We start from the raw sequence: 13,494 nt of genomic DNA on the forward strand, positions 1-13,494 counted from the left end.
AGAAAAAGGCTACTCCTTATTTAGGTGAACTAAGGTGTCTTAGGTGGTCAAAATATACTGGGTGGTAACATCAACTCCTGCAACATTTCCATTAACATCCCCCAACCCTACTCCATATTTCATAAATTAGTGCATCAAATAATCAACCCTAACTAATTATGAATAAAAAGCTACTATTTTCTACACTATTTCTGTGCACTTCAGCAAGCATTTTTGCGCAAGACAGGAAAGTTATCGACAATATTGTTAAAGAAGTAAACGAAAACTCTCAATTAGAAAAACTCGCGCACGAATTACTTGATGTTGTTGGTCCTCGTTTGGTTGGCTCACCACAAATGAAACAGGCCAACGATTGGGCAGTTAAAAAATATAGTGATTGGGGCATTTCCGCCAAGAAAGAAAAATGGGGCGAATGGGCCGGCTGGGAAAGAGGCATTACCCATATCGATCTGGTAAGTCCGCGTGTTCGCACTTTAGAAGGTACACAATTGGCCTGGAGCCCATCAACCAATGGTAAAGCCATTAATGCAGAAGCGATTATCCTTCCAGAAATTACAGATTCATTATCATTTCAGAAATGGTTACCCAATGTAAAAGGTAAAATTGTTTTAATTTCCATGAACCAACTTTCTGGCCGACCAGAAAAAAACTGGGAAGAATTTGCCACAAAAGACCTTTTCGAAAAGTTTAAAAAAGAAAAAGCTAATGCGGCTAAAGCTTGGGCTACAAGCCTTGCTAAAACTGGTTTAACGGCTAAAACCCTTCCCGTAGCTTTAGAAAATGCAGGTGCTGTGGCTGTAGTGATCAACAACTGGTCGCAGGGTTTTGGCGTAGATAAAATTTTTGGTGCAAACACCACAAAAATACCAACTTTAGATTTATCTGTCGAAGATTATGGCCTGGTTTACCGTTTGGCTTTAAATGGCGACAAACCGAAGCTTAAAATCGAGGCAGATTCGAAGAAATTAGGTGCTGTACCTACTTTTAATACGATCGCTGAAATTAAAGGCACACAAAAACCAAACGAATACGTGATGCTTTCAGCACACTTCGATTCGTGGGATGGCGCAAGTGGTGCTACCGATAATGGTTCTGGCACGATCTTAATGATGGAAGCCATGCGCATTTTAAAGAAAATTTATCCTAATCCAAAACGCACCATTTTGGTTGGACATTGGGGAAGTGAAGAGCAGGGTTTAAATGGTTCAAGAGCTTTTGTAGAAGATCACCCGGAAATTGTGAACAACCTCCAGGCTTTGTTTAACCAGGATAATGGAACAGGCCGCGTGGTTAACATTGGCGGACAAGGCTTTGCTAAATCAAAAGATTACATCACCCGCTGGTTGGCCGCAGTACCGGATACGATTAGAAACCAGATTAAAACAAGTTTCCCTGGAACACCTGGCGCAGGTGGGTCAGATTTCGCGTCATTTGTAGCCGCTGGAGCATTGGGTTACTCGTTAAGCTCTACCAGCTGGGACTACGGAACATACACCTGGCACACCAACCGAGACAGTTACGATAAGTTGGTTTTCGACGAAATTAGAAACAATGTGATTTTAGCTGCCATCATGGTTTATATGGCTTCAGAAGATTCTGAAAAAACCTCAACCGAAAAAGCAAAAGATTTACCGGTTAACGAACGTACCGGAAAACCAGCAACCTGGCCGGTACAAACCAAATCGAATAGAAAAGGTGGTTTGTAGATAAATAATTTGAATATAATTTAAAGGAGCATTTGGAAACAGATGCTCTTTTTTGTTTGAATAATCTTTAGTGCGCATCGTCATTTCGAGCGGAGTGCAACGCAGCCGAGAACCACGGAGTGCTCAGCGAAGCTAAATCTATCTACGTAGATCTCTCCATTCCACTGCGTTCCAGTCGAGATGACGATACTTTTGATTGACATCAATACCTACTCTTCCTTCTTCTGAAACTTATAAAACAAATACCCTAAAAAAGGTAAAATCAATACACTTCCCAATAAAAGTGCTAAACCTAAGCTGTAAATGGTTTTTTCTGGCCCAGCTGTTTCCAATAGTGAGATTGCATCTCCGCTTTTTAAACGGATAAAATTTGGAAAGTGGGCATAACTAATTGCCAAAAGGATCATCGTTACCTGAAAGCCCGCTAAAATGCGTAAAACCTTGGTTTTACCTTTAATCAATAGATACCATAACAGTACCAACGATAAACTCGCCAGAACAATGGCCGATAAACCCACATTGCTTTTAAAAACCCAATCGATCAATGGAATTTTATCTCGCTGTGCAGCAATAAATACCATGGCACCAAAAACTACCGCAGCGATATTCATAAATTCGGCCTTTTTAATAAAACGGCGTTTATCATGATATTCATCTGTTTCGCCAATAAGATAGATGGCTGCCAGGAAACCGCAAAGTGCCACCGTAAAGAAGCCTACTGCGATTGAAAACCAGTTTAACCAACCCGATATATAGGCAGTATAAAAATCAGTCGCCTGTGTGTCGATATGGCCCGAAATTAAACTTCCGGCAATAATACCCAAAAACAAAGCCGTTACAAAGCTCGAATACCGAAATATCCGGTTGTATAACCACTGCATATCATCTTTTACAGCATCATAATGGCGGAATACAAAAGCGGTACCACGGGCAATAATCCCGATGAGCATAATGGCCAAAGGGATATGCAGGTAAACCGACATGGTGGTATAAATATGTGGAAAACCCACGAAAAGGATTACTATGGCAATAATGAGCCACATGTGGTTGGCTTCCCAAACCGGACCAATGGCCTGGTACATGGTTTTACGGGTTTTACTCCTGTTTTTTGTTGAAGTAAATAGTTCTATAATCCCTGCACCAAAATCAGCTCCACCCAATAAAAAGTAGAGTAGAATGGCCATGCATAAAAATGTAATTACAATTTGTTCCATCATTTATTTTTTTGCCAAGGACATACACAAATTTTAGATAAGCTTAGATCCAACTACCCAATTTTATCTGTGGTTATCCTCTTCATCTGTGGTTAATGATTATTTTCTTCAGTTTTATTATAAAGTACAGGTACCATTTTAATCTGTCGGTAAAGCAAAAACGTTACGATAATGCTTAGCGACACATAAATTGCCGAAAAGATGTAAAATGAATAAGCAATACCTGGCATGGGCGTAACCGCATCTTTAGTGCGCATAATGCCATAAATAATCCAGGGTTGCCTGCCAACTTCAGTAACTACCCAACCGGCCTCTAAAGCGAGATAACCAAGCGGAATGGCGAAGACGAACAGTTTTAACAGCCAACGATTTTCTGTTAAAGGTTTCTTTTTAAAAAGGATAAAGAAATAGGTTAAAGCTACCAAAAGCAGTAAAGTTCCAATCCCTACCATAATCTGGAAAGCGTAATGGGTTATAGCGACTGGTGGATGTTCATTTTCCGGTATCTGATCCAAGCCCTTAACTTCGGCTTTAAAATCGCCATGTGCCAGAAAACTTAAAGCGCCTGGAATTTTGATTGCCCCTTTTACCGTTTTATCTTTCTCATTTACGATACCACCGATTAAAAGCGGAGCAGGTTTCTCGGTCTTATACAATGCTTCCATTGCAGCTAGCTTTGCAGGCTGACGCTTGGCTACGTCTTTTGCAGAGATATCGCCACTTATTGGCTGTAATAAAGCAGCAATGCAGGCAAATACAGCCGCTATTTTAAAAGCTTTTAAATGGAACGCTGCATTTCTGTCCCTTAGAATCATTAAAGCATGAACACCTGCCACAGCAAAACCCGTTGCGGTAAATGCGGCCAAACACATGTGTAAAGCCTGACTAAACCAAGCTTTATTGAACATAGCCTGTATGGGATCGATGTTGAGGTATTGTCCGTTTACAAAATCAAAACCTGCCGGACTATTCATCCAGGCATTGGCTGCCACTACCAGTATGCCTGAGGCCAAACCACTCACCCCTACTACCATTCCTGTAAACCAATGGAACCATTTGTTTAACTTATTCCAACCATATAGGAAAAAACCAAGGGCTATCGCTTCAATAAAAAAAGCTGTTCCTTCCAACGAGAAAGGCATTCCGAAGATAGGTCCGGCATGATCCATAAATTTTGGCCAAAGTAAGCCCAATTCGAAAGATAACATGGTACCTGATACCGCACCGGTAGCGAAGAATATGGCTACCCCTTTACTCCAGGCTTTTGTGAGGTTTTTATACACCTCATCGTTTGTTTTAAGCCATTTATAATGCGATACGGCCATAAAGAATGGCATCACCATGCCAATACACGAAAAAATGATGTGAAAGCCTAATGATAAGGCCATTTGGGAACGGGCTGCTATAAAATCATCCATGGGCTGTAGATTTTGAATTGTAACAAATATAGTTGTTAAACACTAAAGCCTATGGTAATTCAATGAGGTTGAAAGGATTATTTTAAATATAGAACGTTTATAAATTGAAAATAGATTTGGAAGGCTGTATTAAAGGAACGATAAATTTTTAGCCACAGATGAGCACAGATAGATATCGTCATTTAGAGCGGAGGACAAGGCAGTCGAGAACCCGAAGGCTCTGCGAAGCAAAATCTGTCTTGACAGATCTCTCCATTCCGCTGCGCTTCATCCGATAGCTATCGGATCGAGAGGACGACTTTTCTTATGGAATATGAGATTAAACTCCCTTCAATTCATCATAAGCAGCGGTTAAACTTCTTTCAATGCCTTCACCCTTCCATTCGGGTGCATTTGGGATCGTAGTCGTTTTTAAAATATCTTCTTTGCTTTTACCTGCTTTGATTTCGCCGCCCACAAAAGTTAACAGGTTTTGAAGGTAATTTTGATAAGCTTTAACATCAGTTTTATTTCCGGTTACTTTCTCCGGATCAAGGCTATGTCCCCAGATAAATAAGGTATCGTTATCAAACTGGTTCTGGATTTTATCTAAAGCAGTGATCCAGTTGCCGATGTGTGCGCCATTTTCTCTATCAATATATGGAAATTTACAGTTGAAAACCAGATCGCCAACATGTACGATATTGGCATTTTCGAAATGGTAAACTGCATCGCCATTGGTGTGCCCTGAACCGTAATAATAAGCTTTAATATTTTCATTGCCCATTTTCGCACTCCATTTTGTCCCAAAAGTGGTATCAGGCAGAAGCTGTTTATCTAAATTATTTGCTTTTTCTGCGCCTCTTTTCTGGTTTACCAGTGAATTTTGGTGTGCAACCACTTTTTCTGCCAATCCTTTAAAAGAAATATTCCCAGCGGTATGGTCGCCATGGTGATGCGTGTTGATCAAATATTTGAAAGGTTTTTCGCCCAGTTTTTTCAACTCGTCGATTACATGCGGTGCTGTAGTCGGGAACTGTGCATCTACCACCACAAAACCATTGCTCGAATTTAACCAGCCAATGGTTCCGCCCTGCTCGGTAAATATACCCACATCATTACGGAGCGGTTTAAAATTATAAGCACGCAACAGCTCTTGCTGCGCTAAAACATCTGTTTTATAAATTGAAAGCAAGGCCACTGCCAGTGCCGAATTTTTGATAAAATTTCTTCTCTCCATTTTGCTATTAAGCTAAAAAACCACAGCAAGTGCTGTGGTTTAAATTTAATGATTTAGATCTTGAAATAACAAATTATATACCCGAACCCGGTGTGGTACCTGGCTCATGCCCCGGACCAAAGGAATTATTCTTACGGTCTTTATCTTTGTTAAACAGATTGGTCGTTACTTTCGATGATTTATTTTCATCTAAAGTTCTATCCTCTTTAATATCTTCTGCGGTTTTATCCAGTAAATCGTTCTCAACAACTTTACCTTTTTCTTTATTCGTTTCCATAGTAATTGTAAATTGATATACTATAGGAACAACCTAAAAATAAGATTGTTTTTATTAATCCACTTCTAATGTTTGGTGGCTCACCAAACAAATAGTAAAATTTTATGATTATCTTATTTAAAACTAATCACATGAATTCTGATATTTTTAAAGATAGAAGAAAATCATTCCTTAACTATAATGAAACTTACTTTTGGACTTGCACAATTAAGGATTGGATGCTTTTACTAGAGGCACGTAATTATAAGCAATTAGTATTAAACTCTTTAAGAAAACTTGTTAAACAAAATTTTATTGAGGTTTATGGCTTTGTTATTATGCCAAACCATATCCATTTAATTTTGAAAATTTTAAAACCAAACGGCAAAGAAAAACCGAATTCAAGTTTTTTAAAGGATACTTCTCATGAGCTAAGGAAAGACCTTCTTATCAATAACCCTAATTTTTTAAGACTTTTTGAGGTAACTGAATCGGATCGCAAATATAGAATATGGCAAAGAGATTCGCTCGCAGTCAATATGTTTGATATTAATATTTTAGAGCAGAAACTAAATTACATTCATTATAATCCGTTACAAGAAAGATGGCGTTTGGCTCAAAATACTGAAGATTATCATTGGTCTTCTGCCAGGTTTTATAAAACAGGGATAGATGATTTCAATATACTAACACATTACAGAGACACATTCTAATTTGCCCCACCTAATCCCTATGTTTGGTTGCTCACCAAACATGGTATAGAAATAAATGCTATGGTTGGTGAACCACCAACCAAGGAACGGGAGCGGAACGAGAGATGGAACCCAAAACGGAAAAATCTTTAAGCCAAATTTAATTCAAAGATTTCTTTCTCCACTAATCTGTGTTTGGTGGCTCACCAAACACGATATTGAAATAATGTTATGGCAGGTGAGCCGCCAACAAAGGACATGTAAGCTTACCTTTCGATTACAACATAGCTCCAGGGAGTTTTCTCAGTTCATGGATGCATCCGAAAGAATGAAATTTCCTTTTATGTATTTTATTAAAATGGTTCGAAGATTCGAAAGAAAACGGATTGAAGATAAATTTGTAAATATGTTTTCTTTCTTCGTTTAATTTTTCTTCCGGTTTTGCGTTTTCCAGATTTTGAGTGTTGTGGTTCTTTTCCATGACGATATAGATTATTGAAAACCTTTGGGGCTTTCAGGGTTAACAATTTTAATAATGATAAAAAGCTTTTTTAAAATTTGCTTAACCTTATACCATGGGGTGTTTGATAAGGTTTCGTTCAGGAACAACAGGTAAAATGGCGTGGACTGCCTTATGTTTAATTAAATATAAGCTTAATTTTTGAACTTTGCAAGAGAATTTTATTAGTTTAAATGGTTAAGCACATATTATTTCAAAATTGATTGTTTATTTTGAAAATCAGCTGCAGTGGCATTTAGGAAAATATTGTCCTGCTCTTCACTTTATCCCGAAAAAATCGTGATGTTCGTTCCGATCAGGTTTAGGTGGCACGGCCATTAATCCTATTTAGGGTTGCGGATCGCAGTGAATTTGTTTTTTAAAATGAATTCTTTTCTTGCTTCATACAACCTTAAATAGCAGCACCAGCTTATTGGAGCTAAACCTGATTGAAGCGAATACCGGCCAGGTGCTTAAGGCCTGCAGGCGTATAAGCGTAAAGCAGGGAAGAACATTAAATGAATTACTGCATATCCTTTTCAGAAAATGATTAATAGTTTGCCCACAAAAAAAGTCCCAATTTTCACCGGGACTTTCCTATTTGGTTAATGATATTTTATACTAAAGCATTCTGCTTCACTACCATTTTAACTTTTTCGATTACATAATCCAGATCCTCTTTAGTAGTGTATTTACTAAATGAAAAACGCACTGAAGGACGGTTTGGATCGGCATTAATACCGTTTAATACGTGAGAGCCTATATTTGAACCTGAAGAACATGCACTACCGCCCGAAGCGCAGATACCATTAATATCCAAATTGAACAATAACATATCGGCCATGTCCATTTCAGGGAAAGAAACATTTAGAACCGTGTAAAGACTTTTATCGCCATCGGTTTCGCCATTAAAGCCAATACCTGGGATTTCAGCAATTAACTGTGTTTTTAGATAATCTTTTAGGCCTTGAATGTACGACTGATGCTGATCCATTTCTGAATAAGCAATTTCTAAGGCTTTAGCTAAACCCACAATACCATATACATTTTCGGTACCGCCACGCATGTTGCGTTCCTGTGAACCACCGTAAATCATTGGTGGGATTTTAATATTGCTGTTTACGTATAAAAAGCCAACGCCTTTTGGCCCGTGAAGCTTGTGCGCAGCACACACAATAAAATGTGCTTTAAGCTCGCGTACATTGTGTTGATAATGGCCCATAGTCTGAACGGTATCTGCATGGTAAATAGCATTGTATTTCTCGCAGATATCGCCAACTTTAACCATATCGGTTAGTGTACCCAATTCGTTATTGGCATGCATCAATGAAACGAAAGTACGCTCGTTATTTTGAAGCAGTTCTTCTAAATGGTTATAATCGATATTCCCTTTTTCATCAATATTAACGAAACTTAATTTATCGATCTCGCCATTTTTAAGCATCGTATTTAAGGTATGCTCAACAGCATGGTGCTCTATTTTTGAAGTTATAGCATGTTTAATGCCATAAGCTGAAATTCCGCAACGGATAGCTGTATTATCGGCCTCTGTGCCTCCGGAAGTAAAAAATATCTCAGACGGAGATGCATTTAACAGACCTGAAACGGTTTTACGGGCTTTCTCCACGAGTGTTCTCACCTCACGGCCAAGTGCATGAATGGCAGATGGGTTACCAAAGTAATTTTCCATCACGTTTGTCATTTCTGCGATTACTGCTGCATCTAAAGGCGTTGTGGCCGCATTATCTAAATAGACCCTTTTCATTTCTATGAATATTTAAAAGTTTTTTGTTGCAAAGATGCCTTGTTAAGGGCAAGCTCTGATTTAAATGCCCAAGGTTTAATCGTTATATTAAACCCTGAACAGGTATGCTTGATCCTGAAACCTTAAAGATTAAAGGTGTAATATTTCTTTAATGTCAGAAATAATTTTGTTAGCCAAATTCTCGGCAATGGTTTCATTTTCTGCCTCACTGTAAATCCTGATGATCGGTTCCGTATTAGAGCGGCGCAAATGTACCCAGGTTTTATCAAATTCTATCTTCAAACCATCAATTGTACTATATGGCTGATTTTTATATTTCTCTTCTACCTGTTTCAATAAATTATCGATATCCATTTCTGGCGTAAGGGTAATCTTATTTTTAGAGATGTAGTATTGAGGATAGCTGGCTTGAAGTACAGAAATAGATTTACCAAACTTAGCCAAATGTGTTAAAAATAAAGCAATACCCACCAAAGCATCTCTACCATAATGCGATTCAGGATAAATGATTCCACCATTACCTTCACCACCGATTATGGCATTTGTCTCTTTCATTTTGTTAACTACGTTGACCTCACCTACTGCCGATGCATTGTATTCAGCACCTGCTTTTTCGGTTACATCGCGTAAAGCACGGGTTGATGAAAGATTGGAAACTGTGTTTCCAGGTGTATTTTTCAATACATAATCGGCAACAGCAACTAAGGTATATTCTTCGCCAAACATGCTGCCATCTTCGTTTACAAAACATAAACGGTCAACATCAGGGTCTACTACAATACCTAAATTTGCGTTCTGTTTCTGAACTTCTTTCGATATTTCAGTTAAGTTTTCAGGAAGTGGTTCAGGATTGTGCGGAAAATATCCGTCTGGTGTACAATATAATTCTACTACCTTATTCACTCCCAAAGCTTTTAATAAAGCAGGAATAAAAATACCGCCGGTTGAATTTACACAATCGATTACTATTTTAAAATCAGCTTTTTTAATTGCCTCAACATCAACCAATGGTAAGGCTAAAACTTTATCGATGTGTTTTTGAAGATAAGTATCGTTTTTTATTACTTTACCTAGTTTATCTACCTCAGCGAAGTCAAAATCAGCACTTTCTGCTAAATCTAAAACTTCTTTGCCATCTGCATCGCTAATAAATTCTCCACTGGCATTTAATAATTTTAAGGCATTCCATTGTTTTGGGTTATGGCTTGCGGTTAAAATGATTCCACCTCCTGCATTTTCGTCAGGCACCGCAACCTCTACCGTTGGCGTAGTAGATAAGCCTAAATCGATTACCTCAATACCCAGGCCTTGTAGCGTTCCAATAACCAGATTATTCACCATCTCACCTGAAATACGCGCATCGCGGCCTAAAACTATTCTTTTATTGCCTGTTTTTTGTACCACCCAGCTACCGAAGGCAGCCGTAAATTTAACAATATCAAATGGCGTTAAGCCGTCTCCGGCCCTTCCACCGATGGTTCCCCGTATTCCTGAAATCGATTTTATTAAAGTCACTGTATATAATTTGATGAGGCTCAAAAATAAGAAAAAAAACAAGATAGCTGCTATTTTACCCAGCTTCTGCAAGTTAATTTACATTGTTTTTATATCTATAAACACCATGTAATTAGTAGAGATAAGTTTCAATATCAAAATCAAAGATATGTTCTATTTTGAGTTCTTTTTAAAAAACAGGCATCTTATCAACCGATGTATTAAAACCTTAATAATTTATTACATCAGGTAGATCTACGATTCAATCTTCGCAAAGCACAACCGCTGGCTTATTAATTTCTATGCAATAATGTTGCATAAAACACCACTCGAAACTTTACTAGCGATTGTAAAACCTTATATTTGCATCTTTTTAAGATACAAACGTCTTTTATATGCAGCGCAAGTGGTTTCAATATTGGTTTAATTCGCCATATTATCATATTCTTTACCAACAACGAAATGATGCTGAAGCTGAATTCTTCATTGATAAACTCACGGATTACCTTCATCCAAAAGCCGATGCTAAAATGCTCGATATTGCCTGTGGAAAAGGCCGGCATTCTATTTACCTGAATAAAAAAGGCTTTGATGTTACAGGAATAGATTTATCAGAACAAAGCATAAAATATGCCAAGCAATTCGAAAACAGCAAATTACACTTCCTTGTTCACGATATGCGGAGGCTTTTTTACATCAATTATTTTGATGTGGCTTTAAACTTGTTTACCAGTTTTGGTTATTTTGATACAGAAAAAGACCACGTAAATGCGCTTAAAACTTTTCGTAAATGTTTAACCGCAGATGGGATTTTGGTGCTTGATTATTTTAACACGGAGAAGATTATCCGCAATTTAAATTCCTGTGAAACAAAATCATTAGATGGTATCACTTTTCACATTACCAAAAATGTTATCGATGGGAAAATTATTAAAAAGATAAATTTCGAAGACAAGCAAAAAGTGTATCATTTCGAAGAGCGGGTACAGGCATTTAGCTTTGAAGATTTTGAACGGATGTTGAGCAAAGCTGGGATGGTTATCGAAAAGACATTTGGCAATTATGACTTGGCTGATTTTGACGAAAACAACTCAGACCGGCTAATTTTAATCTGTAAAAAAGCATGATAGAAAGCATACAGCAATTTGATGTAGAATTGTTCTTGAAAATCCACCGCGGACTTTCAAACGGCTTTTTTGATTGGCTGATGCCTTTAATGCGCAACCGTTTTTTCTGGTCGCCACTTTACCTTTTTATTGTTGTTTTTTGTATCAGGCAGTATAAAAAACAAGGTTATTATATTATTGGAATGCTGCTATTCACTTTTGCCATGGGTGATTTAATTGCCTCAAGGGTTGTAAAACCTTGGGTATCACGTGTGAGGCCTTGCAATGATTTAAGTTTAGCGAACGACATTATCCATCGCGTACCCTGTGGAAGCGGTTTAAGTTTTCCATCGGCCCACGCTACCAATCATTTTGCTATAGCTGTTTTTTTAATCTGCATTTTTTACAGCAGATGGAAACCTATTTTACCTATTGGCCTCTTTTGGGCGCTGATTATCAGTTTTGCGCAGGTATATGTTGGCGTTCATTACCCTGTTGATGTAACAGCCGGTGCTTTGCTGGGTATAACAATTGGCTTTATCTGTTCGAAAATATTTAAAAAATTACAACCTGATTTTTAACCTATGGAAATCTGGAAACTCTGCGTACTCTTTTTCTGTGCCTTTTTAGGCGGAACGGCTATCTTTTTGGTTAAAAGTGATAAATCTAAATTACTTAAACTGATTTTATCTTTCAGTGGAGCCTATTTATTTGCCATTACGGTTTTACATTTAATTCCAGATGCCTACAGCGGGTCTGACAAATCTGAAATCGGTATATTCATACTGATTGGTTTCCTCCTGCAGATCTTCTTAGAGCAATTTTCAGAAGGTGTAGAACACGGCCATATCCACAAACATCACGACGGACATGTTTTCCCTTTCGGGATTATGATCAGTTTGTGTTTACATGCCTTTTTAGAAGGGATGCCCTTGGCAAAAGAGCAACATAATGAATTGATTTTCGGGATTTCGCTACACCATATTCCTGCAGCGTTTGCATTGGCGAGTATATTAATGCAAAACCATTATAAGAAAGGTAGCATTGTATTTTACCTGATTGTTTTTGCGATTATGGCACCCCTTGGTTTTTATGTAAGCGTTGGTTTAAGTAACGGCACTATTGGTGGCCTTGATGCTTATTTCAATAAAATTATGGGCATTGTAATTGGTATTTTCTTACACATTTCTACCACCATATTATTTGAATCGAGTGCCGATCATAAAATCAATACCCGCAAAATGATTGCCGTTTTATTGGGCATTGGTGTAGCATTGATTGGTTTCTTTGCTGGACACTAATTCAGTTGGCAGTTTTCAGTTGGTAATTGCAAATTTTAAGTTAACAGTTTCCCAACTAAGCAATTCGTCGATTAACCGATTAACCATTTCAAACAATTAACTAGCTAGCCGTTTTAAACGTTTAATCGTTTATATATTTAACCTTTTCAAAAAAACATCTGTAAATTCGTATATGGATGAAATTGTAAATGAACCTGTTGTGGCCTATCAAAAAAGGCACTACACTGTTGAAGAATACCTGGAGATGGAAAAGGTATCAACAGAAAAACACGAATATTTCCAGGGAGAGATATTTACAATGTCTGGTGCTGGCGATAACCACAATGAGATTTTCAGCAACGTTTTTATAGAAATAGGCAACAAACTTAAAGGCAAGCCATGCAGACCCTATGGAAGTGATAAACGGATGAATATTCCCGAGAATACATTATTCACCTATCCTGATATTTCCATTTATTGCAATGGTTTAACGCATAGCGATACTGATGAAGACACCTCAATTTTACCAACTGCAATTATTGAAATCCTTTCGCCTTCAACCAAAAATTACGATAGAGGCAAAAAGTTTATGCTATATAAAGATATTCCTTCATTAAAGGAATACATCATGATCGATTCGCAATCTATTTTGGTTGAAGCTTATTACATTGATCATGAGCAAAATTGGGTACTCAATAAACATGAAGAACTTACTGATGTGCTAAGTTTTGTTTCGATGGGGTTCGATGTAGCGCTAAGCGATATTTATTATTATGTTACCTTTTGAAATCGGAGATCTTAACTCTATTTGTTTTAATTATTAAAGCGAAAACCCAAACACCTGT

The 13,494-nt window shown here is 37.7% G+C and carries 12 protein-coding genes; 6 read left to right on the plus strand and 6 right to left on the minus strand.

The features are described 5' to 3' along the window. The first annotated feature begins 158 nt into the window (after positions 1-158). Positions 159-1,706, plus strand: a complete 1,548-nt coding sequence (locus tag BCL90_RS20660) for a M20/M25/M40 family metallo-hydrolase (protein WP_121286777.1) — start codon at positions 159-161, stop codon at positions 1,704-1,706. A 209-nt stretch (positions 1,707-1,915) separates the two neighbouring features. Here the strand turns inward: BCL90_RS20660 and BCL90_RS20665 are convergent, their stop codons facing one another. The 4 genes from BCL90_RS20665 to BCL90_RS20680 form a co-directional block, all read right to left on the minus strand. Beyond that, complete coding sequence (locus BCL90_RS20665; RefSeq protein ID WP_121286779.1) at positions 1,916-2,920, minus strand: cytochrome d ubiquinol oxidase subunit II; 1,005 nt, start codon at positions 2,918-2,920, stop codon at positions 1,916-1,918. A gap of 92 nt (positions 2,921-3,012) precedes the next feature. Further along, on the minus strand, positions 3,013-4,338 hold the full coding sequence (locus BCL90_RS20670) for a cytochrome ubiquinol oxidase subunit I (protein WP_121286781.1): 1,326 nt from the start codon (positions 4,336-4,338) through the stop codon (positions 3,013-3,015). Between the two features lie 319 nt (positions 4,339-4,657). After that, complete coding sequence (locus BCL90_RS20675) at positions 4,658-5,557, minus strand: MBL fold metallo-hydrolase (RefSeq protein ID WP_121286783.1); 900 nt, start codon at positions 5,555-5,557, stop codon at positions 4,658-4,660. 73 nt (positions 5,558-5,630) lie between these two features. Next, positions 5,631-5,834 carry a hypothetical protein gene (locus tag BCL90_RS20680; protein ID WP_025143865.1) on the minus strand — a complete coding sequence of 68 codons (204 nt, stop codon included), beginning with the start codon at positions 5,832-5,834 and terminating at the stop codon, positions 5,631-5,633. Between the two features lie 131 nt (positions 5,835-5,965). Here BCL90_RS20680 and BCL90_RS20685 point away from each other — a divergent pair, with 131 nt between their 5' ends. Then, a complete protein-coding gene (locus BCL90_RS20685) occupies positions 5,966-6,526 on the plus strand; it encodes a transposase (protein WP_121286785.1) in 561 nt (186 codons plus the stop codon). A 1,094-nt stretch (positions 6,527-7,620) separates the two neighbouring features. Here the strand turns inward: BCL90_RS20685 and BCL90_RS20695 are convergent. Both BCL90_RS20695 and glmM read right to left on the minus strand, forming a co-directional pair. Continuing rightward, positions 7,621-8,769 carry a cysteine desulfurase family protein gene (locus BCL90_RS20695; RefSeq protein ID WP_121286789.1) on the minus strand — a complete coding sequence of 383 codons (1,149 nt, stop codon included), beginning with the start codon at positions 8,767-8,769 and terminating at the stop codon, positions 7,621-7,623. A gap of 129 nt (positions 8,770-8,898) precedes the next feature. Continuing rightward, positions 8,899-10,284 carry a phosphoglucosamine mutase gene (gene glmM, locus BCL90_RS20700; protein ID WP_121287312.1) on the minus strand — a complete coding sequence of 462 codons (1,386 nt, stop codon included), beginning with the start codon at positions 10,282-10,284 and terminating at the stop codon, positions 8,899-8,901. 374 nt (positions 10,285-10,658) lie between these two features. Between glmM and BCL90_RS20705 the strand changes: the two genes are divergently transcribed. From BCL90_RS20705 to BCL90_RS20720, 4 genes are all read left to right on the plus strand, one after another. Next, positions 10,659-11,390 carry a class I SAM-dependent methyltransferase gene (locus BCL90_RS20705; RefSeq protein ID WP_121286791.1) on the plus strand — a complete coding sequence of 244 codons (732 nt, stop codon included), beginning with the start codon at positions 10,659-10,661 and terminating at the stop codon, positions 11,388-11,390. Next, positions 11,387-11,950 carry a phosphatase PAP2 family protein gene (locus BCL90_RS20710; RefSeq protein ID WP_121286793.1) on the plus strand — a complete coding sequence of 188 codons (564 nt, stop codon included), beginning with the start codon at positions 11,387-11,389 and terminating at the stop codon, positions 11,948-11,950. The genes BCL90_RS20705 and BCL90_RS20710 overlap by 4 nt, the downstream gene beginning before the upstream one ends. A gap of 3 nt (positions 11,951-11,953) precedes the next feature. Next, on the plus strand, positions 11,954-12,670 hold the full coding sequence (locus tag BCL90_RS20715; RefSeq protein WP_121286795.1) for a ZIP family metal transporter: 717 nt from the start codon (positions 11,954-11,956) through the stop codon (positions 12,668-12,670). A gap of 172 nt (positions 12,671-12,842) precedes the next feature. Continuing rightward, positions 12,843-13,436, plus strand: coding sequence for a Uma2 family endonuclease (locus tag BCL90_RS20720; RefSeq protein ID WP_121286797.1), 594 nt, complete (start codon positions 12,843-12,845; stop codon positions 13,434-13,436). Positions 13,437-13,494 lie beyond the last annotated feature (58 nt).

It is taken from the genome of Pedobacter alluvionis, assembly GCF_003664035.1.
Classification (GTDB): Bacteria; Bacteroidota; Bacteroidia; order Sphingobacteriales; family Sphingobacteriaceae; genus Pedobacter; species Pedobacter alluvionis.